Below are 23,879 nucleotides of genomic sequence, written 5' to 3'. Positions count from 1 at the left end.
AGCGCTAACATTTCGTCATAGTCTAACCCAAGGTGATACGATTTGGCTAAATGAAAATAATTCTCAACTTCATCGGTTTGCTGTCGGTATTCCTGGGCGTGCTGGGCATCTTTTTGCCGTTGCTGCCGACCACGCCGTTCCTGCTGCTGGCCTCGGCCTGCTTTGCCCGCGCCTCGCCGCGCCTGCACAATATGCTGCGCACCAACCGTGTGTTCGGCAAATACCTGCGCGACTACGAAAACGGCAGCGGCATCCCGCTGCGCGGCAAGGTGTGGATTCTGATCTTCATGTGGGGTTCGATGAGCTATTCGATCTGGCGCACCGACCACCTGTGGGCGCGCCTGCTGATCGTGACGGTCGGCTGCTGCGTCACCATTTACCTGACGCGCTTCGTTCCCACGATGCCTATCCAGCCGAAATCGCTACCGAAGCCGGGCGAGTGACTGCTGGGTGCGGATGATGTTCATCAGCGTGCGCAACGCGGGATGATTGTGGCGCCGGCTGCTGTAGTACATGTGGAAGGGCTCGCCCTTGGCGGCGTACTCCGGCAGCACGATGCGCAGGCTACCCTCCTCCAATTCGGCGGCAATGCGCTGCTCCAGCAGATACGCCAGCCCCATGCCGGCCTTGGCGGCGGCAATCGTGGTGGCGGTGTCGTTGATGGTGATGGCGCCGGGCACGCGGATGCGCGTTTTCGCCCGGCCACGGCCCAGCTCCCATTTGTAGCTTGAATTATCCCCGAGCAGCAACTGCAAACAAGTGTGACTGGCCAAGTCGTCCGTATGCGTGAGCGGCGGATGCTGCTTCAGGTAGGAAGGCGCGGCGGCGATCACCCAGCGCAGCGCGCCGCTCAGCGGCACGGCGATCATGTCTTCCGGCACGTAGTGGCCGTAGCGGATGCCGGCATCGTAGCCCTCGGCCACGATGTCGATCGGCCGGTCCTCGACCACCACCGTCAGCCGCACCTCCGGGCACGCGCGCGCGAACTCCGGCATGGCCGGCGCGATCAGCAGGTGGGCCGCATCGGAAAACACATTGATGCGCAGTTCGCCGTAGCGGCCGCTGCCCGGCGCATCAAGTTCGGCCAGGGCGTCGCCGATCTTGTCAAAGCCGAGCTCCAGGCGCTGCGCCAGGTCGCGGCCGACATCGGTCGCCGAGACGGCCCGGCTGGAACGGTTCAACAGCTTGACGGCAAGCCGCTCCTCCAGCCGGCGCATGGCATGGCTTACCGCCGACGGCGTCAAACCGAGCTGGATCGCCGCGCCCTTGAAACTGCCGGTACGCATGATGGTGAGGAACACCCGCAAGTCGGTCAGGTCGACCCGGTCGAATATGGACATGATGAATGCGACTCAATCTAACGATGAATATGAATCATCTTTAAATCCTACCACGCGCGCGCGAAGCTTGTTATAACTGCTGACTTTATACACACGCAAGGCGAGACTAAGATGAAGCAGAGAACATTCGGCCGCACCGGCAAAACCGTATCGGAAATCGGCTTCGGTGCCTGGGCCATCGGCGGCGCCTGGGGCGACGTCTCCAAGGACGACGCCAAGGCCGCGCTGCACGCGTCGCTGGACGCTGGCACCACCTTCATCGATACCGCCGATGTCTACGGCGACGGCCGCTCGGAACAGTTGATCGCCGAGGTGCTGAAGGAACGCGGCGGCGAGAAGCCCTACGTTGCAACCAAGCTGGGCCGCCGCGTGTCGCCACACGTGGCCGAAGGCTTCACCCGCGAGACCCTGACGGCTTTCGTCGAACGCTCGCTGGTCAACCTTCAGACCGACTGCCTGGACCTGATTCAATTGCACTGCCCGCCGCCGGCCGTCTACTACCAGCAGGAAGTGTTCGGCTTCATGGACGACCTGGTCACCGCCGGCAAGATCCGTCACTACGGCGTGTCGGTTGAAAAAGTCGAGGAAGCGCTGAAGGCCATCGAATTCCCCAACGTGCAGTCGATCCAGATCATCTACAACATCTTCCGCCAGCGTCCTGCCGACCTGTTTTTCGCGGAGGCGAAAAAGCGCCAGGTCGGCGTCATCGCGCGCGTGCCGCTGGCGTCGGGCCTGCTGACCGGGAAGATGAATGCCGGCACCGCCTTCGCGGCCGACGACCACCGCGCCTTCAACCGCAACGGCGAAGCGTTCGACAAGGGCGAGACCTTCTCCGGCGTGCCATACGACGTGGCGCTGGAAGTGGTGGAGGAAATCCGTCGCCTGGTGCCGGAACAGCAGTCCATGGCCGAATTCGCGCTGCGCTGGATTTTGATGGAAGACGCCGTCAGCACCGTGATTCCCGGCGCGCGCAACGCCCAGCAGGCCCAGTCCAACAGCCGCGCCAGCGATGCACCGGCGCTGTCGGAAGAGACCATGGCCGCACTGCGCGATATCTACGCCAAGCGCATCGCGCAGTACGTCCATCACAGCTGGTGATTAGCTAGCCTGCTTGGTCGGCATCACCACCACCTGCTGCAGGTTCACGTGCTTGGGCTGGTCGGCCAGGAAGCCGACCACTTCGGCCACGTCCTGCGGCTGCAGGAACTCCATGCTCTGGGCCGCGCCGGCGATCCACTCCTTGGCGCCCTGGAAGGTCCAGTGGCCTTGCAGCTCGGTCTCGGTGATGCCCGGTTCGATCAGTGACACGCGGATGTTCTTCGGGCCCAGCTCGGCGCGCAGGTGGCGGCTCAGGTGGCTGACGTAAGCCTTGGTGCCGCTGTAGACCGCGAAGTAGGGATAAATATTCTGCGCGGCGATCGACGAGGTATTGATCAAGTCCACCGTATCGCCCTGCTCCGCGCGCTTGACCAGCTGCGGCACGAAGGCCGAAATCACGCGCATCACGCCGGTGACGTTGAGGTCGATCTGGTGTTCCCAGGCGGCGGTCTCGCGCGCTTCGATGGCGCCCGGCAGCATCACGCCGGCGTTGTTGAAGACCAGATTGGCCGGGCCGTAGGCCGCTTCCACCGCAGCGGCGGCCGCATCGACCGAGGCTTGGTCGGTCACATCCACTTCCAGCGCCAAGGCTTCGCCGCCGGCAGCGCGGATTTCTTCCACGGCCCGGTCCAGCACCTCTTTACGACGCGCCAGCAGCGCGACTTTGGCGCCACGTGCAGCCAGCAGTTTTGCAGTGGAAAGGCCGATGCCGCTCGAAGCACCGGTAATAACAGCAACGCGATTGTTCATGGTAGTTCTCCTGTTTGGTTAATGCCGGAAGTGCCGGCGACAGGTGAACTATAGGCTCGCAACCACAACCAAAGTAGTGGCAATAAGCCGTTACAGTGACAACTTAAAGTTGATACAGAACTCCTCGCTATCGAGCAGGCGCTCGACGATGAAGTCGATGAAGTGCCGCACGCGCCCCGGCATGTCGGTCCGCTGCGGGAAGTACAGGTAAAAGCCCATGCGCTCGCTGACGTAATCGGTCAGCAGCGGTTTCAGCAGCCCGGCACGGATGGCGGCGGTGGCGTTGATGCTGTCGATCTGGCCGATGCCGATACCGGCCAGCACGGCGTGCATCTCCGTATCCGGATCGTTGCTGAGCAGGACAGGCGTGACGTGGTGGAACACGGTGTCGCCATCGATCTCGAATTCCCACGCCATCGGCCGCCCGCTGCCGGGCTGGCGATAGGCGGTGCAGCGGTGCAACTGCAGATCCTGTAAGGTGAGCGGCGCACCGTGGCGTTCCAGGTAGGACGGCGCGGCGCAAACGATCTGCTGCACCGGGAACAAGCGGCGGCTGACGATCTGCGCGTCGGGCGCGTTACCGCCCCGGAAGCCGACGTCGATGCGGTCATGCACCAGGTCGCTGAAGCCGTCTTCCTGGATCAGGTCGATCTGGATGTTGGGATATTTCAGCTGGAACTCGGCCAACAAAGGCATCAGGATGCGGCGGCCCATGGAGCCTGAGGCGGCGACGCGTATCGTGCCCTCATCTTCGCGCGCGGCGCTGCGGGCGCGGGCCAGTGCACCGATCACGCCGTCCATGCTGGGCTTGATGGACTCCAGCAGGCGCTGGCCTTCCTCGGTCAGCGAGCTGTTGCGTGTGGTGCGGTGGAACAGGCGCACGCCGAGGTGTTGTTCAAACTGGCGGATGGTCTTGCTGACGGCTTGCGGTGTAGTGCCCTGCGCCTCCGCGACCTTGTTGAAGCTGCCTAGTTCGGCGGCCTTGATAAAGGTCGAGATGGCGCGCAGTTCATCCATTGTTGGCGCGTTTGTGCTTGGCCAGATGCCGGTCCAGGCTGTTGGCGAAGCTCTGGCGGTCGGACTGGCTGAAGGCGGCCGGGCCGCCGGTGTCGACGCCGCTGCCGCGCAGCTCGTCCATGAAGGCGCGCATGGTCAGCATTTGCGCGATGTTATCGTTGGTGTAGAACTCGCCGCGCGGGTTGAGGGCGAAGCCGCCCTTCTTCAACACGTCGGAGGCCAGCGGAATGTCGCCGGTGATCACCAGATCGCCCGGCTCCAGCAGGCGCACGATTTCCTGGTCCGCCACGTCGGCGCCGGACGGCACTTGCACCGAGCGTATAAAGCGCGACGGCGGCACGCGCAGCAGCTGGTTGGCCACCAGCGTCACCTGCATCTGCACACGGTCCGCCACGCGGTAGAGGATTTCTTTAACGACCGCAGGACAAGCGTCGGCATCGACCCAGATCTGCATCACAGATCCCACAGTTCGCCGTTGGGATTGGTGCGCGGCGGCGTCACGCCGAAGTGCTTGTACGCGGCCGGCGTAGCGACGCGGCCACGCGGCGTGCGTTGCAGGAAGCCTTGCTGGATAAGGTACGGTTCCAGCACGTCTTCAATGGTGTCGGCCGCTTCGCCGATGGCCGCCGCCAAATTGCCGATGCCGACCGGGCCGCCGCCGAATTTGTACAGCACCGCTTCCAGCAGCTTGCGGTCCATGACGTCGAAGCCCACGGTGTCGACGTCCAGCATGACCAGCGCCGCATCGGCCGTGGCCTTGGTGATTTCGCCGTTGCTCTTCACTTCGGCGTAATCGCGCACGCGGCGCAGCAGGCGGTTGGCGATACGCGGCGTGCCGCGCGCTCGGCGGGCGATTTCGTGTGCGCCTTCCGGATCGATGACGGCTTTCAGCAGCGCAGCGCTGCGGGTGACGATCTGCGTCAACTCGGAGGTATTGTAGAACTCCAGGCGGGCGACAATGCCGAAGCGGTCGCGCAGCGGATTGGTCAACATGCCGGCGCGGGTGGTGGCGCCGACCAGCGTGAATGGTTGCAGGTCCAGTTTGACCGAGCGCGCGGCCGGACCTTCACCGATCATGATGTCGATCTGGTAATCCTCCAGCGCCGGGTACAAAATCTCTTCCACGACTGGAGACAGGCGATGGATTTCGTCGATGAACAGGACGTCGTTGGCTTCCAGGTTGGTCAGGATGGCGGCCAGGTCGCCCGGACGCTCCAGCACCGGGCCGGAAGTTTGGCGCAGGTTGACGCCCATTTCGCGCGCGATGATGTTGGCCAGCGTGGTTTTACCGAGACCGGGAGGACCGAACAGCAAGGTATGATCCAGCGCTTCCTTGCGGTTGCGGGCGGCGGCAATGAAGATTTCCAGCTGGTCGCGGATCTTGGACTGCCCGACATATTCATCGAGATGCTTGGGGCGCAAGGCGCGCTCGATCGCCTCTTCATTCGGAGAGGACGGCGCGGCATCGATGATGCGTTGTTCGGTAAAGTTGTCGGTCTGGATGCTCATAGCGCCATTTTACCCTGCCTGACCCGCCCCGTCGCTCCCGCGCACGCGGGAGCCCATGCGGAGCAGGAGCCGCCAACTCAGTATGGATGCCCGCCTGCGCGGGCACGACGCGCTATTGCATGATAGCGCGCAGATCGCTCATGAAAGCCTCGATGATGTCGCTGCGGCGGCTGGCGCGGCGCGTGCAGGTGTGGATGGTCACGCGGTAGGACAGCTCCTCCTCATTCAACGCCTGCAACAGCCCTTGCCGCACATACGGCTCGGCAAAGTGCGACGGCAGGAAGCCGCAATAGCGCCCGGACATCAGCAGGATGGCCACAGCCTCCATATTGTCCGCCCGCGCGCCATAGTTCTTCTGCCCGAAGCGCGACTCAAACTCCGGCACCGGATAGCTGCGCCCTATCCACTCGTAGTTGCCCACATCGGGCGCGCTGATCTGGTCGGCCGTGCCGAACAGCGAGTGGCCCTGGCCGCAATACGCAATCTGCTTCTCCACATACAGCGGCACATACTCCAACTCCGGCAGTTGATGCCAGAAATAGCCGATGCCCAGATCCAGCTCGCCGGCCAGCATCTGCTCTTCCAGCTCGTTCGGTGCGCGGTTGAAGATATGGAAGCGCACCGCCTCGTCACGCTTGCGGAAAGCGGAAATCGCCTGTCCCAGCTTGGCGTTCTGTTCCGGGTCGGTATGGCCGATCAAGCCGACGCGCAGCGAGCCGCTGAGCTTTTTCTCGATATTGCGCGCTTCCTCGCAAAAGTCATTGACCACGTCCAGCATACGCCGCGCCGCCTGGGCGAAGCGTTCGCCCTTGGGCGTGAGACGGAAGCCGCTGCGTCCCCGCTCGCACAACCGGAAGCCCAGCCGGGCCTCCAGGGTGGAGAGCTGGGTGCTGATGGTGGACTGGTTCACATTCAGCACCGCCTGCGCCAGCGACAGGCCGCCCGCGTCCACCACGGCGAGGAACACACGGATCAACCTGAGGTCGAGATCGGATAGATTGGTCAGCATGGACTGCATTGTCATTCAGCGGCGTCGCGGGCGTCAATTCTTATGCTTAGAAGGTTGCAACTAATGACGTCGCAAACAACGAATTGCCTTTCCGATACTGGTCGGTGTCCGGTTTCAGGAACACGTTCTGGTTCGCGCGGTCATAGCGGGCTTCGAACTTGAACACCACGTTCTCGTTCCAGGCGTAGTTGCCGCCCAGCGTCAGCGCCGAGCGGTTGGCGCCGCGCAGCGTGTCCGCCGCCGCCAAGGCTTCCGGCGATGGACCCAGGCCGTTGCGGTAATCGCCCGCATCCTCGCTGAACACGGTGGCAATGGTGCCGCCGCCGTTCTTGTCGTTCTTCAGATAATCGCCGCGCGCCACCAGTTCAAGACGCGGCGTGACTTTGTATGCCGATTGCAGCGACACACCGGCCCAGCGCGCATCGCCGCCGTTGAAAGCCATATTGCGCCACTGGCCGACGTTGACCTGGCCGTTCAGCGACCAGGCGCCGCGCGTGTAGTAAGCGTCGCTCGACAGCATGCTCAGGCGCTGGCCGAAGTACTTGCCGAACTGGCCGGTGATGCCGAAGCCGCTGAATTCCGAATTCAGGTAGTCCGTGCGGAACACCAGCATCGGATCGTGCGCGCGGTCGGCATGGCTGGATTTGTTCATATTCGCCACCAGCACCTTGGTGGTCCAGGCATCGACCACCGTTTCCACGCCGGCGCCCACGTAGTAGCTCGGCTGCGTGAAGTCGAACAGCAGGTTGTGCGTCACTAGCTTGGTCTGGTGCGACAGGAAGTACTCATAGCCGGTGAAGTCGGCAAACTGGCCGGCCAGCACACGCACATTCTTGTCTTCCAATGGAATGGTGACCGTCGCTTCGTGAATGATGGAGTTCAGGTTCATGGCCGAACTGGCGCTCTTGTGCGGCACCAGTTGCAGCTTGAACTTGGTGCCGTTCTCCATCTCCTTGTCGAACTGCAGCAGCGCCATGCCGAAGAAGGAATTGTCGAAGGCGTAGGTCGAATCCTGCCCGGCCGCGCTGCGGTCGGCGCCATCGAAATTATTCAGGAAATTGAAACCGGCGCTGCGGCGGTTGCCGCTGGCGATGAAGGTCGGATCGATCATGCCGCTGATCTTCAGGCCCGAGAAACCGGAGTCGGTGTGCGCCGTTTCCATGGCGTCCAGCTTCACTTGCAGACGGGCGATGTCGGCGCGCAGTTGTTCGACGTCGCTCTTGTCCTGAGCCGCGGCCAGCAACGGCAGTGCGCAGACGATGGCCATAGCCAGATGATTGCGTTTCATGACTCCTCCTTGATGGTATGTTTTTGTTCGACAGATGGGGTAATTGGTTTGACGGGCGGCTTGATGGCCTCCGCCGCAGGCTGCACATCACGCTGGCGCGATTCGCGCAGGCGGCGACGGCGCAGCCGTGCTTCGTAAAAGGCGGACAGGATCACGCAGGCAGTCACCACGAAGATGGTGGCGGCTGCGGCGGCGTTGACGTTCGGATTCAGGCCGAACTTGGCGCGCGAGAAAATCACCACCGGCAAAGTGGTCGCACCGGGACCGGCCAGGAAGGCGGAAATCACCACATCGTCAAACGACAGCGTAAAGGTCAGCAGGAAGGCCGAAATCAGCGACGGCACGATCAGCGGCAAGGTCACATGCCAGAACACCGCCAGCGGACGCGCGCCCAGATCCTGCGCTGCCTCTTCCAGCGAGATGTCCAGCTCGCGCAGCCGCGACATGATCACCACCGCCGCATACGCCATACCCAACTGGGTATGACCGAGCAGGATGGTCTTCATGTCGCGCCCGCCCAGGCCGGTCAGATCTTGCACCATCACCAGCAGCAGCATCACGGACAGCGCCATGATTACTTCCGGCATCACCAACGGCATGTTCAACATGCTCTCGAACAGCATGCGGCCACGGAACTTCTTGTAGCGCACCACCACCATCGCCGCCATCGTGCCCAACACCACCGACGACAGCGCGCACAGGAAGGCGATGCGCAGCGACAGCAGCAGGCCGTCGATCAGCTCCTGGTCGTGCACCAGCGCCTGATACCACTTGAACGAGAACTGCGACCACACCGTCACCAGCGTGGATTCGTTAAAGGAAAACACCACCAGTGACACGATGGGCAGGTAGAGGAAGATGTAGACCGCGCTCATCCAGCCACGGGAAAACCATTTCGTCATCATTTCGCCCTCTGGTATTTATTGAAGATCGCCATTGGGCCAAGGATCAGCAGGATCATCACGGCGGCAACGGCCGAGGCCATGGCCCAGTCGTTATTACCGAAAAATTCATCCCACAGCACGCGGCCGATCATCAGCGTTTCCGGGCCACCCAGCAGCTCGGGAATCACGTACTCGCCGATCGATGGAATGAACACCAGCATCGAACCGGCCACAATGCCGTTGACCGACAACGGCACGGTGATGCGCCAGAACGCTTGCCACGGCGTGGCGCCGAGGTCGAGCGCCGCTTCCAGCAAACGGCCATCCAGCTTGGCCAGCGTGGTGTACAGCGGCAGAATCATGAACGGCAAATAGGTGTAGACCATGCCCAGCGTCAGCGAGAACGGCGTGTTCAGCAGATGCAGCGGTTCATGAATCACGCCCACACTGATCAAGACATTGTTGAACACGCCGTTGGCGGCCAGCAGCCCTTTCCAGGAATAGATGCGCACCAGGAAGGACGTCCAGAACGGCAGCATCACCGCCATCAACAGCGACGGCCGCACCGATTCCGGCGAGCGCGCCATGAAGTAGGCGAAGGGATAGGCGATGCCCAGGCACAGCACCGTGTTGAGCAGCGCGTACTTGAGCGAAGACAGATAGGCGGCGATGTACAGCGAATCGGTGAACAAGAACAAATACTTGTTCAGGTCGATGCGGATATTCAGCACGCCCTCCACCATCGACCATGGCCGCGTCAGCGTGGCCACATCGAGCTGCGAAATGCTGAACTGCAGGATGATCAGGGCCGGAATGGCCGTCATCAGCAGCAGCCAGGAATACGGCACGCCGAGCACCAGCCGGCGGCCGGCCTCGCTTCGGAGGCGTTGCAAACGTTGAGTGAGCATAGAGCCTCCTTAGCGCGTCACGACGACCATGGCGTCGTCGCTCCAGTGCAGATACACCTGGTCACCCGCGTTGAAGCCGAGGTCGTCATGGCGGTAATGGTTCAGGTGTGTGACCTTGATGCGCTGGCCGTCGTTCAGGCGCACATGGAACACGGTCAGGTTGCCGTAGTAGGACAGCTCCTCGACCGCGCCGGCCATGGTGTTGTAGTCCTTGGCGACCGGCTGGCGCGAGATGGAAATCTTCTCGGGCCGCAGCGCCACGCCGGCTTGCGTGCCGCGCGGCGCCGCCACGCCGCGACCGACGTAGATCGGGCCGCTCTGGGTATCGATCACCGTGTGGTCGGCATGGTCTTCCACCACCGTGCCTTCCAGCAGGTTGACGCTGCCGATGAAGTCGGCCACGAAACGGCAGTTCGGCGATTCGTAGATGTCTTCCGGCGTGCCCACTTGCAGGAACTGGCCTTCGCTCATGATGGCGATGCGCGAGGCCATGGTCATGGCTTCTTCCTGGTCGTGGGTGACCATCACACAGGTGACGCCGACGCGCTGGATGATGTTCACCAGTTCCAGTTGGGTTTGCTCCCGCAGCTTCTTGTCGAGCGCACCGAGCGGTTCGTCCAGCAACAGCAGTTGAGGACGCTTGGCCAGCGAACGGGCCAGCGCCACGCGCTGCTGCTGGCCGCCGGACAATTGGTGCGGCTTGCGGGTGGCGAATTTTTCCAGCTGCACCAGACGCAAGTTCTGCTCGACCAGCTCGGCGATCTGCTTGGCCGGCATGCCGTCGCGGCGCAGGCCGAAGGCCACGTTGTCCCACACCGTCATGTGCGGGAACAGCGCGTAGGACTGGAACATCATGTTGATCGGCCGCTCGTACGGCGGCAGCGCGGTGATGTCCTTGCCGGCCAGGCGGATGCTGCCGGAGCTTGGCGATTCGAAGCCGGCCAACATGCGCAGCAAGGTCGACTTGCCGCAGCCGGAGCTGCCCAGCAGGGCGAAGATCTCGCCCTTTTTTACCTTCAGGCTGATGTTGTTCACCGCCGTCGTGCCGTTGTCGAAGACCTTGGAAATGCCTTTGATCGACAGGAATTGTTCATCGTTGGGCAAAGCACTGCCCTGGCTTATTGCAGCCATAAAAATTCTCCTCATGGATCCCCGCTTGCGCGGGGACGACGGTGGCGTTTAAATGCCGGTCTTGAACTTGGTGTACAGGCGGGTGACGGTGCGACGAACGTCGGCGCCGACGGCGTCGGGCGCGATCATGCGTTTGGTGTCTTCAGCATCGAGGAACACGGTCTTGTTCTGCACCAGCTGCGGCTTGACGAACTTCAGCGATTCCTTGTTGGCGTTGGCGTACAACACCTTGTTGGTGATGGCCGCATGCACTTCCGGACGCAGGATGTAGTTCATCCACAAGTGGGCATTTTGTGGATGCGGCGCGTCGGCCGGAATCGCCATCGATTCGAAGGTCAGGATGCCGCCGTTGCGCGGGATCAGTGCTTCGATGCGCTGGCCGGTCTTGTTGTCGATGGCGCGTTGGCGGGCTACGTTGAAGTCGCCGGACCACCCCACCGCCACGCAGATCGAACCGTTGGCCATGTCGTTGATGTAGCCGGTGGTGGAGAACAGCGTCACGTAAGGACGGATCTGTTGCAGGTGGGTGTAGGCTTCCTGATAGTCGGCCGGACTTTTGCTGTAAGGATTCTTGCCCATGGCATGCAGGGCGGCGGGGAACAGTTCGGAAGCGGAATCGAGAATCGAGACACCGCAGGATTTCAGCTTGGATACATACTCCGGCTTGAACACCAGATCCCAAGCATTCTCCGGCATCGGCGTATTGCCCAGCGCAGCCTTGACCTTGTCGACGTTGATGCCAACCGTGGTGAAGCCCCACAGCCAGCTCACCAGGTAGTTGTTACCCGGATCGACCTGCGCCATCTGCGCCTGGATCACCGGGTCCAGGTTCTTCAGGTTGGGCAGCAGGCCCTTCTCGACCTTCTGCATCAGGCCGCCGGCGATCTGCATCTTGGCCCAGGTGGAGGACGGCACCACGATGTCATAACCGGTCTTGCCGCCGACCAGCTTGGCGTGCAGTACTTCGTTGGTATCGAAGATGTCGTAACGCACCTTGATACCGGTTTCCTTCTCGAAGTTGGTGATGACTTCCGGCGCGATGTACTCGGCCCAGTTGTAGATATTGAGGACTTTTTCTTCATCCGCCCGCGCAACGCCGGTCAGCGCCAGCGCCGTCGTTGCGGCCAGCATGACGGTGCGCCATGCGTTACGTCGGGGGGTGTTCGATTGCTTCGCTTCCATTGGGTGTCTCCTGGTGGGTATTTCGAGCAAACAGCGTTAGGCGACGGCGTTATTCCAGCGTCACGTAGAACTTCTTCGCTTCCGACAGCGTGATCCAGCGGCCGGCGAAACCCTTGGGCAAGATGTAGCCCTGGCCGGCGCCGAATTCCTTGCGGCCGCCCTGCTCGTCGATCAATGCCACCTGGCCTTCGATGATCCAGCATGCCTCGTCATACGGCATGGCCGGAAATTCCACTTCGCCCGGTTTGCCTTCCCACAGGCCGACGCCGTAGGCGCTGTTGCTGCCGCTGCTGGCGCGCCAGTCGGCTTCGTCCATGCCGTAGTCCAGTTTCTGGAATTGTGCGATGCCGCCGTTGATGGCGATGATGTCTGCTACCGTTTTAGTCATGATGCTCTCCCGATTTGTTTAGGCGTTTTTTAAAATTTGTTTCATTTCTTGGTAGGCGCGCACACCGGCGACGCCCAGCTCGCGGCCGATGCCGCTGCGCTTGAATCCTCCCCAGGACGTGCCGGGGAAAATGATTTGCGGCGTGTTGATCCACACCAGTCCCGTTTGCAGCGCGTCCGACATGGCGGCGGCCGCCGCGCTGTCTTCGGTCACCACGGTGGCGACCAGGCCGTACTCGCTCTGGTTGGCGATTTGCACGGCCTGTTCGTTGGTGCTGAAGCGGCGCACGCACGCCACCGGGCCGAAGATTTCCTCGTTCCATAGCGGATGGCTGAGCGGCACGTCGGCATACAGGTGCGGCGCCACGAAGTAGCCGTGGCTGGCGTCATCCGGCAGGCTGCCGACGGCGGCAGGCTTCAAGCCATCCTCGCGCGCTTGTTGGATGAAGGACTGCACCTTCTCCTGCTGGCGCGCGCTGATGATCGGTCCCATGTTGGCGCCGGCATGCTGCGGGCCGCCGACCTTGATGGCCGCCACCGCTTCCTGCATGCGCTGCATGAAGGCCGCGTACACGCTGTCGTGCACCAGAATGCGCGAGGTGGCGGAGCACATCTGGCCGGCGTTGCAGAACGCGCCGCCGATGGCCAGGTCCACCGCCAGTTGCAAATTGGCGTCGGAACACACGATCAACGCCGACTTGCCGCCCAGCTCCAGACTGACGCGAGCAATGCGCTGGGCGCAGTCGCGCATCACGGCGCTGCCGGTTTCGGTGCTGCCGGTGAACGACACTTTCGCCACGCCCGGATGTTGCACCAGCGCGCGGCCGGTGTCGGCGGCGCCGAACACCAGGTTCAGCACGCCCGGCGGCAAGCCGGCTTCGTGGATCAGGCTGGCCAGCGCCAGCTCCGCCACCGGCGTCAGCTCGCTCGGCTTGAGCACGATGGTGCAGCCGGCCGCCAATGCCGCCGCCACTTTCCAGGCAGTGGTAACCATGGGGAAGTTCCACGGCACGATCAGGCCGGCCACGCCGCAGGCTTCGTAATGCATTTGCGCGCTGTAGCTGGTGACGCCGATGTCCAGTTCGTCCGCTTGCAGGTTCTTCATGGTGGCGCACAGGTCGCCGTAGTAACGGAAGGTGTTGATCACGTCCAGCACATCGAGATCCGCCTCGCCGGACGGCTTGCCGTTGTTGACCACTTGCAGCGCGGCCAGCGTGTCGTGCGCTTCCTCGATACGGTCGGCGATGGCGCGCAGCACGCGGGCGCGCTCCAGGCGGTTGCGCGTCTTCCAGCCCGGCAGCGCTTGATGCGCGGCCTGCACGGCGCGTTCTACCTGCGTGGTGGTGGCGGCATTGAACTCGCAGATCGCGCCGCCGGTGGCCGGGTTCAGGACGATGTGTTGCTCGCCACGGCCGGACTCGAACGAGCCGGCGATCAGCGCGCCGGGCAGCACCAGCGCGGCGCCGCTGGCCAGTGCGGCGGCCAAGTCGGCGGGCGCGGTTGGGTAGTCGTAGGTTTTCATCGGTATTTCACTCCAGGCAGCACGCACAGCATTTCGAACGCCAGGTTGGCCGCCAGCAACGATGTCACGCCGGCGTTGTCGTAGGGCGGCGCCACTTCCACCACATCGGCGCCGACGACGTTCAGGCCGCGCAGGCCGCGTATCAGTTCCAGGCCCTGCGACACGCTCAGGCCGCCGATTTCCGGCGTGCCGGTGCCCGGTGCGAAGGCCGGATCGATGCCATCGACGTCGAAGGTCAGGTAGACCGGACGGTCACCCACGCGCGCCGCGATCTGCTCCGCCAGCGGCGCCAGCGAGCGGTTCCAACATTCCTCAACCTGCACCACGTGGAAGCCCTGCTCGCGGCACCAGTCGAAGTCCTCGGCCGCGTAGCCGGTGCCGCGCAGGCCGATCTGGGTCACGTATTCGCATTGCAGCAGGCCCTCTTCCACCGCGCGGCGGAACGGCGTGCCGTGAGCGATCTTTTCGCCGAACATGGTGTCGTTGACGTCGGCGTGCGCATCGACGTGCACCAGCGCCACCGGGCCGTGCTTCTTGGCGATGGCGCGCAGGATCGGCAAGGTGATCGTGTGGTCGCCGCCCAGCGAGATCGGGATGCAATCGTGTTCGAGTATGGCGTCATAGGCCTGCTCGATGCGGACTATGGAATCGGCCAGGTTGTACGGATTGATGGCGACGTCGCCGATGTCCGCCACTTGCAGCGAATCGAACGGCGCGGCGCGGGTCGCCATGTTGTACGGACGCAGCAGCGACGATTCGCTGCGCACCTGGCGCGGGCCGAAGCGCGCGCCGCTGCGGTTGGAAGTGCCCAGATCGAACGGCACGCCGACGAAACAAACGTCCAGTCCTTTGGCCGTTTCCGCGTGCGGCAGGCGCATCATGGTGGCGATACCGCCGCTGCGGGGCATGACGTTGCCACCCAACGGCTGATTGTTGGTGAATTGTTCTTGCATGTCTCTACTTTCTAATTGGTTACATCGGGAAGCCGAGCTTCTTGATGCCGTTGATCCAGGCGCGTTTCCAGCCGCCCTGATCGTCCGCGCCGTCGAAAGCGTGGAAGGTGATCTTGGCGCCGGCCCAGCGCAGCGGCTCGGGAGGAATCCAGTTGGGGCCTTGCGTGGAGATGTCGAGCTTGCGCTCAGGCGTGTTGCGGTCGAACAGGATGTTCAGGCCCATCAGCGCGCCGAAACGGCTGCCCGCCACGCCGAAGCCGGTGTAGCCGGCCACGTACACCACTTTCTCGTTGAAGTAGCGACGTGCGAACACGGCGCCGCGCGAGCAGTAGTCGATCGGACCGCCCCAGGCGTGTGAGAAGCCGACGTCGCGCAGTTGCGGGAAGGTTTTGTAGAACACCTCGCCCAGCTTGTAGTAGGTGGCTTCGTCGTGGTCGGCGGCGGGGTTGTTGTCGCCCTTGAAGTGATAGCTGACCAGGCCGCCGAAGATGATGCGGTTGTCCTTGGTAAGGCGGTAGTAATTGAGCTGGGTGCGCGTGTCGTAGATGCCCTGGCGGTTCTTCCAGCCGATGCGGGCCAGTTGTTCGTCGGTCAGCGGCTGCGTGGCCAGCACGTGGTCGCGCACCTGCATCACGCGGCGGTTGATGTCGGGGATGCCGACAGAGGCGGTGCCGGTGCCCAGCAGCACGCGCGGCGTGGTGATGCGGCCGGCTTGCGTGTGCACGATCATGTGGTCGCCGCAGTCTTCCCATTTGGTGAGCGGCGTCATTTCGTACAGGCGCACGCCGAGCTTGAGCGCGGCGGCCTTCAGGCCCCAGGCCATCTTGGCCGGATGGACGATGCCGCTGCGGTCGCGCGACCACATGGCGCCGGCGTACAACGGCGAGCCCAGTTGTTCCTGCGCCTGTTCATGGGTGAGCATCACCACGTTGTGGCCGTGCTGCTTGTGCAGCTCGAAGTCTTCCTGCAGGTGCGGCACATGGCGGTCTTCCACGGCCACCGTCATTTCGCCGTTCCATTCGAGATCGGCGTCGATGCCGTAGCGCGCCACGGTTGCCTTGAAGCCGTCCAGGTTCTCGTGGCCGAATTGTTCCAGGACGTCCAGGTCTTTCGGGAATACGCGGGTGGCGTTCGGCAGGCCGTGCATGACCGAGGTGGAGATGATGCCGCCGGCGCGGCCGGAAGCGCCGTAGGCCACCTTGCCGGCTTCGATCACGACCACATCGAGGTGAGGCATCAATTCCTTGGCCTGCACCGCAGCCCACAGGCCGGTGAAGCCGCCGCCGACGATCAGCAGGTCGGCAGTGGTGGAACCGATCAGTTCGCGTTCCACTGCGGGGGCGGCTGCGTTGTCCAGCCAGTAGGGAAACAGTTTTACGTCTTTAAAACTTTTTTTAATATGATCCGACATCACGGCGTCCTTCTTTGTCTCCAGTGAATCCAGTCTATCCGGGCCGCCACCAGCGAAAAATAACGCCGTGACTATCTAAACATTGATGGCGGCCAAGGTATTACTGGATGCCGAGACAGATGTACTTCACCACCAGGTAATCTTCGATGCCGTACTTCGATCCTTCTCGTCCCAGGCCGGACTGCTTGACCCCGCCAAACGGCGCCACTTCATTCGAGATAATGCCGGTATTGACGCCTACCATGCCACATTCCAGCGCCTCGGCAACGCGCCACACGCGGCCGATATCACGCGAGTAGAAGTAGCTGGCCAGGCCGAATTCGGTGGCGTTGGCATGCTGAATAACTTCAGCCTCGGTGTGGAAACGGAACAACGGTGCCAGCGGGCCGAAGGTTTCTTCGCTTGCCACCTGCATCTCCTGCGTCACATCGGCCAGCACGGTCGGCTGGAAGAAGGAGCCGCCCAGCGCGTGACGCGCGCCGCCGGTGACCAGGCGCGCGCCCTTGGCCAGCGCGTCGGCCACGTGCTCTTCCACCTTGCGCACGGCCTTCTGATCGATCAGCGGTCCCTGCGTAACGTCCTTCTCCATGCCATTGCCGACCTTGAGCGCTTCCACGGCGGCCGCCAGCTTGGCGGCGAACGCATCGTACACGCCGTCCTGCACGTATAGGCGGTTGGCGCAGACGCAGGTCTGGCCGGCGTTGCGGAACTTGGAGGCCAGCGCGCCCTGCACCGCCGCGTCCAGATCGGCATCGTCGAACACGATGAAAGGCGCGTTGCCGCCCAGTTCGAGTGAAACTTTCTTGACTGTGGGCGCGCACTGCTGCATCAGCAGCTTGCCGACGGCGGTGGAGCCGGTGAAGCTCAGCTTGCGCACCAGCGGATTGGCGCACAGCTCGCCGCCGATGGCGCGGGCGTCGCCGGTGACGATGTTCAGCAAACCTTGCGGCAGGCCGGCGCGCTGCGCCAATTCCGCCAGCGCCAGCGCGGTGAACGGCGTCGCTTCCGACGGCTTGACCACGATCGGGCAGCCGGCCGCCAGCGCCGGGCCGACTTTGCGAGTGATCATCGCCGCCGGGAAGTTCCACGGCGTGATGGCGGCGCACACGCCGATCGCTTCCTTGGTCACCACGATGCGGCGGTCTTCCCATGGCGACGGCAAGGTGTCGCCGGACACGCGCTTGGCTTCTTCCGCAAACCATTCGATGAACGATGCGGCGTAAGCGATTTCGCCGGTGGCTTCGGCCAGCGGCTTGCCCTGCTCGGCCGTCATGATCGCGGCCAGGTCGTCGGTGTTGGCCATGATCAGGTTGTACCAGGTGCGCAGCAGATTGGCGCGCTGCTTGGCGGTCTTGGCTTTCCAGCCGGCCCAGGCGCGGTCGGCGGCGGCGATGGCGCGCTGGGTATCGGCCACACCCATCTTCGGCACCGTGCCGAGGAATTCGCCGGTGGCGGGATTGTGCACTTCCACAATGGCGCCGTCCTGCGCATCGCAAAAGGCGCCGTCGATAAAGGCTTGCTGCTTGAGCAGGCTGCTGTCTTTCAGTTGTAGCATGGTGAACTCCTTGAGGTTATGCGCGCAGGGCGGCGTCCAGGATCGCCAGCGCTTCGGTCATGACGTTGTCTTCAATGGTGAGCGGGAACAGGACGCGCACCACGTTGCCGTGCACGCCGCAGGTCAGCAGCAGCAGGCCTTTTTCCAGCGCCACGCGCTGGACCTTCTTGGTGAAGTCCTGGTCCGGCTTGCCGGTGGACGGATCGTTGAATTCAACTGCGACCATCGAGCCGAGGCCGCGCACGTCGGCGATGTGCGGCACGCTGGTTTTCATCTCGCCCAGCATGGCTTGCAGCTGGTCGCCGAGACGGTTGGAGCGCTCCAGCAACTTCTCGTCGTGAATCACATCCAACACGGCGTGCGCCGAGGCCACCGCCAGCGGATTGCCGGCATAAGTGCCGCCCAGGCCGCCCGGCGCCGGCGCATCCATCACCTCTGCGCGGCCGCAGACGGCTGCCAGCGGCATGCCGCCGGCCAGGCTCTTGGCCATGGTGGTCAAGTCCGGCGCCACGTCGTAGTGCTGCATGGCGAACATCTTGCCGGTGCGGGCGAAGCCGGTTTGCACTTCGTCCGCGATCAGCAGGATGCCGTGCTCGTCGCAGATCTTGCGCAGCGCGCGCATCAGCTCCGGCGGCGCGATGTAGAAACCGCCCTCGCCTTGCACCGGCTCGATGATGATGGCGGCGACGCGCTTGGGATCGATATCGGCGCGGAACAGCTGGGCGATGCCGTCCAGCGCATCCTGCACGGTCACGCCGTGCGCTTCGATCGGGAACGGCACGTGGTAGGTCTCACCAGGGAAGGGACCGAAGCCGACTTTATACGGGACCACCTTGCCGGTCAGCGCCATGCCCATCATGGTGCGGCCGTGGAAGCCGCCGCTGAAAGCGATCACGCCGCTGCGGCCGGTGTGGGCGCGGGCGATCTTGATGGCGTTTTCCACCGCTTCGGCGCCGGTCGAGAACAGCGCGGTTTTCTTGGCGAAGTCGCCGGCCGCCAGCGCGTTGATACGCTCGGCCAGGCTGACATAGCTTTCGTACGGCACGATCTGGTAGGCGGTGTGGGTGAAGTGCTGCAATTGCTCCTGGATGGCGGCGACCAGGCGCGGATGGCAGTGGCCGGTGTTCAGCACGGCGATGCCGCTGCCGAAATCGATGAAGCGGCGGCCTTCGACGTCCCACAGCTCGGCGTTTTTGGCGCGCTGGGCGTAAAAGTCGCACATCACTCCCACGCCGCGTGGGGTAGCGGCGTTTTTACGGACTTGCAGGTCGGCGTTCTTCATTTGGGTCTCCCGTAGGTGTTTTGAGTGTGACCACTGTAAAATACGGCGGACTCATGACATAGATCCATTCCCGTTTATTTGATAGAGCCAATTCCATGAGCGAAGTCTCGATTTCCGACTATCTGCAAACCCACCTGGAGCGCGGCGGCGCCGTGCCGATGAACCGTCAGCTCTACAGCCTGCTGCGCGACGGCATCCTGGGCGGAGCGATTTTGCCGGGCTTGCAGGTGCCGCCATCGCGCGCACTGGCGGCGGATCTGGCGGTGTCGCGCAATACCGTGACGTACGCCTACGATCAGCTTATCGCGGAAGGCTATCTGGAGGCGCGCACTGGAGACGGCACCTATGTGGCCGACACCGAGCCGGACATGGCGCGCCTGGCCGCCGCGCCGCCAGTCGTTGCCGCCGCTGCGGCCGGCGCGGCCTCGCCGCTGAGCGGACGCGGCGAACGGCTACTATCGGGCACCGGCGCCAGTTCGGCGCAATGGGGCGCGTTCATGCCGGGCATTCCAGACATCACGCTGTTTCCAAACGCGGTGTGGAGCAAATTGCAGGCGCGGCACTGGCGGCGCGTGGCGCCTGGGTTGCTGACCTATGGCGACGGCGCCGGCTACCAGCCGCTGCGCGAAGCCATCGCCAGCCATCTGCGCACGGCGCGTGCGGTCAACTGTACGGCCGAGCAGGTGATCGTGACATCGGGCACGCACCAGTCGATTCAACTGGCTTCGACCTTGCTGGGCGAGATGGGCGACACGGCATGGGTGGAAGATCCGTGCTACTGGGGCACGCGCAACGTGATCCGCTCCAGCGGCCTGACGCCGCTGCCGTTGCCGGTGGACGAGGAAGGGATGCAGATGCCGGAGGAAGCGCTACGCACGCCGCCGCGTTTCATCTTCGTCACGCCCTCGCACCAGTACCCGCTGGGGCCGGTGATGAGCCTGGCGCGCCGGCGCCTCCTGCTGGAATACGCGGCGCGGCACAATGTGTGGGTGGTGGAGGATGATTACGACTCCGAGTTCCGCTACAGCGGTCCGCCGCTGGCGTCGCTGCAGGGCTTGGATAACCACCAGCGCGTGATCTACCTGGGCACATTCAGCAAGACTTTATTTCCTGGCTTGCGCATCGGCTTCATGGTGGTGCCGCCGGCGCTGGCCTCCCGCTTCGCGCGCGCCAACGCAGAACTGTTCCGCGACGGCCAGAGCTTCCTGCATGCGGTGCTGGCGGACTTCATGAACGAAGGCCACTTCTCCTCGCACGTGCGCAAGATGCGGCAGTTGTACGCGAAGCGGCTGGCCTGCCTGCAAGCGGCGATCCGCATCGAGCTGGGTGACGCGGCGGTAATCTCAGGCAGCGACGCCGGCCTGCACCTGGCGCTGAGCCTGCCGGCCGGAACCGACGACGTCGCCATCAGTCTAGCCGCAAAAGCACGCGGCATCCTGACACGCCCGCTCTCCGCCTACTACGCAGAGCCAGCAACAGCCCGCCCCGGCCTAATGCTAGGCTACGCCGCCGTCCCCACCGAGCGCATCCAGCCCCTGTTCGCCGAACTAGCCCGAGTCATCCGTAAATTCGGGGTCAGCTCTGTCATTCGGACAAGCGCGCATGATCTTTGAGCAATCTCAATACTTCAAGCACCTTCTTCAGTGATAGGCGGCATCGCACGTCTTGAGCCATATCAAGCTTGTGCGCTGCTTGTCCAAATGACAGAGCTGACCCTGACTTTAGCCTTTGGAGAGGGCTTTGAGGGCTTGCTTGATGCCGTCGGAGACGGTGGCGCCGGCGGGGACGGTTTTCAGGGCCAGCAGGGCTTCCTTGTCGGAGTAGCCCAGCGCCAGCAGGGCGTTGAGGATGTCCGATTGCGCGTCCGGCACGGCGTGTGCGCCGCTGGCGCCGATGTCCGCGCCCAGCTTGCCCTTCAGTTCCAGCAGCAGGCGTTCGGCGGTTTTCTTGCCGATGCCCGGCACTTTGACCAGGCGGCCAGCCTCTTGCAGCGTGACCGCCTGCGCCAGGTCGGGAATCGACATGCCCGACAGAATCGACAGCGCGGTGCGCGCACCCACGCCGGTGATTTTGATCAGCTGGCGGAACACCGCCCGCTCTTCGGCATTGCCGAAGCCGAACAGCAGATGCGCGTCTTCGCGGATGGCCTGGTGGGTGAACAGCACCACTTTCTCGCCCACGCCTGGCAGGTTGTAGAAGGTGCTCATCGGCACGTCGACTTCGTAGCCGACGCCAGCAACGTCCACCAGTAGTTGCGGTGGATTTTTTTCAAGCAGAGTACCGGAAAGACGTCCGATCATTTTTTACCTTTAAAAGTTTAGCCGACCAAACGGCCACGGCGCATGCGCAAGCCGGCCAGTGGTCCGTTCGCGGTTGAATTGGTGCCGCCGGCGATGATCGCCAGCGTTTCGCGGCTGTGCGCGTGGCAGATGGCGATGCCCAGCGCATCGGCCGCATCGGTGCCCGGCAGGCCCGGCAGCGATAAGAGGCGCGCGACCATGTCCTGCATCTGCGATTTCACTGCGCGTCCGGTGCCCACCACGGCTTGCTTGATTTGCGTCGGCGAATACTCGGCCACGCTCAGGTCGGCCGACACCAGCGCGCAGATCGCCGCGCCACGGGCCTGGCCCAGCAGCAAAGTCGATTGGGGATTGACGTTGACGAAGACTTGTTCGATGGCGGAACAATCCGGGCTGTAGGTGCGGGCCACTTCGCCCACGCCGTCCAGGATCACCTTGAGCCGCGTCGGCAGATCGCCCTCGCCACTCTTGATGGTGCCGGAGGCGATGTAGCGCAGCTTGCTGCCCTGCTTGTGGATGACGCCAAAGCCGGTAGTCCGCAAGCCGGGGTCGATGCCGAGAATAATCATTGATGGATTGTATGCAGTAAAGAAAAAGCCCGCAAGCTTGCGGGCTTTTTAGCTTTCAATGAGGTTGCTGAAACGTGGTCGCAGCGAGGCGCGGCGCCGAAGACAGTGCGAATGCACGGCGAGGCGCTGCAACGAAGCTGCGACCGCGTTTCAGCGACCGATTAGTGACGGAAGTGACGGGTGCCGGTGTAGACCATCACCACGCCGCGCTCATCCGCTGCATCGATCACTTCCTGGTCGCGCATCGAGCCACCTGGATGGATCACGCAGGTCGCGCCGGCATCCACCACCACGTCCAGGCCATCACGGAACGGGAAGAAGGCGTCCGACGCCACGACCGAGTTCGCCAGCGACAGGCCGGCATTCTGCGCCTTGATCGAAGCGATGCGGGCCGAATCGATACGGCTCATCTGGCCTGCGCCAACGCCCAGCGTCATGTTATTGCCGCAGAAGACGATGGCGTTCGACTTGACGTACTTGGCAACGCGCCACGCAAACATCATGTCCTGCAGTTCCTGCTGCGTAGGCTGTTTCTTGCTGACGACGCGCACGTCGGCCAGCAACACGTTTTTGGAGTCGGCCGATTGCACCAGCAGGCCACCGCCCACGCGCTTGAAGTCCATGCCGTTCACGCCATTGCCCAGCGGGATTTCCAGCAGGCGCACGTTTTGTTTCGCCGACAGGATCTGCTTGGCTTCAGCGCTGAAGGTAGGCGCGATCAGCACTTCGACGAACAGCTTGGCCAGTTCGGTCGCAGCGGCGGCGTCCACTTCCACGTTGAAGGCGATGATGCCGCCGAACGCCGAGGTCGGATCGGTCTGCAGCGCGCGCTTGTACGCATCGGCAGCATCGGCGCCCAGCGCCACGCCGCACGGATTGGCGTGCTTGACGATCACGCAGGCGGCCGACTGGTCGAAACCACCCATGCTCTTCACGCATTCCCAGGCCGCATCGGCGTCGGCGATGTTGTTGAACGACAGTTCCTTGCCTTGCAGCTGCTTGTAGTTGGCCAGTGCGCCTTCGGTGGCGGCTACGTCGCGGTAGAACGCCGCCGACTGGTGCGGGTTCTCGCCGTAGCGCATGTCCTGCACTTTTTCGAAGGCCACGTTCAGGGTCTTCGGATAGGCGCTGCGGCTGGCGTGGGCGCGGGTGGCGTCCAGGCTGGTCAGGTAGTTGGCGATGGCGCCGTCGTACTGCGCGGTGTGCGCGTAGACCTTGGTGGCCAGCGTGAAGCGGGTGTCGTAGCTGACGTAGCCAGGAGCGTTGTCGGTGGTCTTCATTTCCGCCAGCACCACGCCGTAGTCCGACGGATCGCAGATCACCACCACGTCCTTGTGGTTCTTGGCCGCCGAACGCAGCATGGCCGGGCCGCCGATGTCGATGTTCTCGATGGCGTCGTCCAGCGTGCAGTCATCCTTGGCGACAGTAGCCTGGAACGGGTATAGGTTGACCACCACCATGTCGATGGTCGGAATGTTGTGCTCTTCCAACTTGACCACGTGCTCAGGGAAATCGCGACGGGCCAGGATGCCGCCGTGCACTTTCGGGTGCAGCGTCTTGACGCGGCCGTCCAGCATCTCCGGGAAACCGGTGTAGTCGGCAACTTCGGTCACGGCGACGCCGTTGTCGGCCAGCAGTTTGGCGGTGCCGCCGGTCGACAGGATGTTGACGCCCATGGCGGACAGCGCGCGCGCGAAGTCCAGCACACCGGTTTTGTCGGATACGGAGATGAGAGCTTGTTTAATCATGGCGATGAATAGACTAGTGGTTGAGTATGGGGGATT

23 protein-coding genes are annotated in these 23,879 nt (G+C 63.3%); 3 read left to right on the top strand and 20 right to left on the bottom strand.

Annotated features, from left to right (window positions below):
* Window positions 1–50: 50 nt before the first annotated feature.
* On the top strand, window positions 51–443 hold the full coding sequence (locus tag ACXZ1M_RS18010) for a YbaN family protein (RefSeq protein ID WP_459049016.1): 393 nt from the start codon (window positions 51–53) through the stop codon (window positions 441–443).
* On the opposite strand, the gene ACXZ1M_RS18005 is transcribed toward ACXZ1M_RS18010, so the two are convergent.
* Entirely contained in the window at window positions 423–1,340 is a 918-nt protein-coding gene (locus ACXZ1M_RS18005) for a LysR family transcriptional regulator (protein WP_459049015.1), read from the bottom strand. The genes ACXZ1M_RS18010 and ACXZ1M_RS18005 overlap by 21 nt on opposite strands.
* Before the next feature lie 111 nt (window positions 1,341–1,451).
* Between ACXZ1M_RS18005 and ACXZ1M_RS18000 the strand changes: the two genes are divergently transcribed.
* A complete protein-coding gene (locus ACXZ1M_RS18000; RefSeq protein WP_459049014.1) occupies window positions 1,452–2,438 on the top strand; it encodes an aldo/keto reductase in 987 nt (328 codons plus the stop codon).
* Here the strand turns inward: ACXZ1M_RS18000 and ACXZ1M_RS17995 are convergent, their stop codons facing one another.
* The 16 genes from ACXZ1M_RS17995 to ACXZ1M_RS17920 form a co-directional block, all read right to left on the bottom strand.
* Complete coding sequence (locus tag ACXZ1M_RS17995; RefSeq protein WP_459049013.1) at window positions 2,439–3,188, bottom strand: SDR family oxidoreductase; 750 nt, start codon at window positions 3,186–3,188, stop codon at window positions 2,439–2,441. It lies immediately after the preceding gene.
* A 90-nt stretch (window positions 3,189–3,278) separates the two neighbouring features.
* Complete coding sequence (locus ACXZ1M_RS17990; RefSeq protein ID WP_459049012.1) at window positions 3,279–4,205, bottom strand: LysR family transcriptional regulator; 927 nt, start codon at window positions 4,203–4,205, stop codon at window positions 3,279–3,281.
* Complete coding sequence (locus tag ACXZ1M_RS17985) at window positions 4,198–4,659, bottom strand: YaiI/YqxD family protein (protein ID WP_459049011.1); 462 nt, start codon at window positions 4,657–4,659, stop codon at window positions 4,198–4,200. The genes ACXZ1M_RS17990 and ACXZ1M_RS17985 overlap by 8 nt, the downstream gene beginning before the upstream one ends.
* The gene (ruvB, locus tag ACXZ1M_RS17980) at window positions 4,659–5,714 is read right to left on the bottom strand and encodes a Holliday junction branch migration DNA helicase RuvB (protein ID WP_459049010.1); all 1,056 of its coding nucleotides are present in this window, start codon (window positions 5,712–5,714) and stop codon (window positions 4,659–4,661) included. Before ruvB ends, ACXZ1M_RS17985 begins: the two co-directional genes overlap by 1 nt.
* A 112-nt stretch (window positions 5,715–5,826) precedes the next feature.
* Window positions 5,827–6,723 (bottom strand): LysR family transcriptional regulator, encoded by an 897-nt coding sequence (locus ACXZ1M_RS17975; RefSeq protein ID WP_459049009.1) that lies wholly within the window; start codon window positions 6,721–6,723, stop codon window positions 5,827–5,829.
* A 46-nt stretch (window positions 6,724–6,769) separates the two neighbouring features.
* A complete protein-coding gene (locus ACXZ1M_RS17970; RefSeq protein WP_459049008.1) occupies window positions 6,770–8,011 on the bottom strand; it encodes a DUF3138 family protein in 1,242 nt (413 codons plus the stop codon).
* Window positions 8,008–8,916 carry an ABC transporter permease gene (locus tag ACXZ1M_RS17965; RefSeq protein WP_459049007.1) on the bottom strand — a complete coding sequence of 303 codons (909 nt, stop codon included), beginning with the start codon at window positions 8,914–8,916 and terminating at the stop codon, window positions 8,008–8,010. The genes ACXZ1M_RS17970 and ACXZ1M_RS17965 overlap by 4 nt, the downstream gene beginning before the upstream one ends.
* Window positions 8,913–9,803, bottom strand: coding sequence for an ABC transporter permease (locus ACXZ1M_RS17960; protein WP_459049006.1), 891 nt, complete (start codon window positions 9,801–9,803; stop codon window positions 8,913–8,915). The genes ACXZ1M_RS17965 and ACXZ1M_RS17960 overlap by 4 nt, the downstream gene beginning before the upstream one ends.
* Before the next feature lie 9 nt (window positions 9,804–9,812).
* Window positions 9,813–10,934 carry an ABC transporter ATP-binding protein gene (locus ACXZ1M_RS17955; protein WP_459049005.1) on the bottom strand — a complete coding sequence of 374 codons (1,122 nt, stop codon included), beginning with the start codon at window positions 10,932–10,934 and terminating at the stop codon, window positions 9,813–9,815.
* Window positions 10,935–10,982: 48 nt separating this feature from the next.
* Window positions 10,983–12,116 carry a polyamine ABC transporter substrate-binding protein gene (locus ACXZ1M_RS17950; RefSeq protein ID WP_459049004.1) on the bottom strand — a complete coding sequence of 378 codons (1,134 nt, stop codon included), beginning with the start codon at window positions 12,114–12,116 and terminating at the stop codon, window positions 10,983–10,985.
* 49 nt (window positions 12,117–12,165) lie between these two features.
* A complete protein-coding gene (locus ACXZ1M_RS17945; RefSeq protein WP_459049003.1) occupies window positions 12,166–12,504 on the bottom strand; it encodes a cupin domain-containing protein in 339 nt (112 codons plus the stop codon).
* A gap of 18 nt (window positions 12,505–12,522) precedes the next feature.
* A complete protein-coding gene (locus ACXZ1M_RS17940; protein ID WP_459049002.1) occupies window positions 12,523–14,025 on the bottom strand; it encodes an aldehyde dehydrogenase family protein in 1,503 nt (500 codons plus the stop codon).
* On the bottom strand, window positions 14,022–14,978 hold the full coding sequence (gene speB, locus ACXZ1M_RS17935) for an agmatinase (RefSeq protein ID WP_459049001.1): 957 nt from the start codon (window positions 14,976–14,978) through the stop codon (window positions 14,022–14,024). Before speB ends, ACXZ1M_RS17940 begins: the two co-directional genes overlap by 4 nt.
* A gap of 19 nt (window positions 14,979–14,997) precedes the next feature.
* Window positions 14,998–16,389, bottom strand: coding sequence for an NAD(P)/FAD-dependent oxidoreductase (locus tag ACXZ1M_RS17930; protein ID WP_459049000.1), 1,392 nt, complete (start codon window positions 16,387–16,389; stop codon window positions 14,998–15,000).
* 100 nt (window positions 16,390–16,489) lie between these two features.
* Entirely contained in the window at window positions 16,490–17,944 is a 1,455-nt protein-coding gene (gene gabD / locus ACXZ1M_RS17925; protein WP_459048999.1) for an NADP-dependent succinate-semialdehyde dehydrogenase, read from the bottom strand.
* Between the two features lie 16 nt (window positions 17,945–17,960).
* On the bottom strand, window positions 17,961–19,226 hold the full coding sequence (locus tag ACXZ1M_RS17920) for a 4-aminobutyrate--2-oxoglutarate transaminase (RefSeq protein ID WP_459048998.1): 1,266 nt from the start codon (window positions 19,224–19,226) through the stop codon (window positions 17,961–17,963).
* A 95-nt stretch (window positions 19,227–19,321) separates the two neighbouring features.
* On the opposite strand from ACXZ1M_RS17920, the gene pdxR reads away from it, so the two are divergent.
* Window positions 19,322–20,839: a MocR-like pyridoxine biosynthesis transcription factor PdxR gene (pdxR, locus tag ACXZ1M_RS17915; RefSeq protein ID WP_459048997.1), complete on the top strand. Its 1,518-nt coding sequence runs from the start codon at window positions 19,322–19,324 to the stop codon at window positions 20,837–20,839.
* A 108-nt stretch (window positions 20,840–20,947) separates the two neighbouring features.
* Here the strand turns inward: pdxR and ruvA are convergent, their stop codons facing one another.
* The 3 genes from ruvA to purH all read right to left on the bottom strand — a co-directional run bounded on the left by ruvA (window position 20,948) and on the right by purH (window position 23,843).
* A complete protein-coding gene (gene ruvA / locus ACXZ1M_RS17910; RefSeq protein ID WP_459048996.1) occupies window positions 20,948–21,526 on the bottom strand; it encodes a Holliday junction branch migration protein RuvA in 579 nt (192 codons plus the stop codon).
* Window positions 21,527–21,543: 17 nt separating this feature from the next.
* Window positions 21,544–22,095, bottom strand: a complete 552-nt coding sequence (gene ruvC, locus ACXZ1M_RS17905; RefSeq protein WP_459048995.1) for a crossover junction endodeoxyribonuclease RuvC — start codon at window positions 22,093–22,095, stop codon at window positions 21,544–21,546.
* A 161-nt stretch (window positions 22,096–22,256) separates the two neighbouring features.
* Window positions 22,257–23,843 carry a bifunctional phosphoribosylaminoimidazolecarboxamide formyltransferase/IMP cyclohydrolase gene (gene purH / locus ACXZ1M_RS17900; protein WP_459048994.1) on the bottom strand — a complete coding sequence of 529 codons (1,587 nt, stop codon included), beginning with the start codon at window positions 23,841–23,843 and terminating at the stop codon, window positions 22,257–22,259.
* Window positions 23,844–23,879: the final 36 nt, after the last annotated feature.

Source organism: Duganella paludis (genome assembly GCF_054461335.1).
The sequence above is the reverse complement of the archived record's forward strand: the minus strand, read 5'-3'. Positions and strand labels throughout refer to the sequence as shown.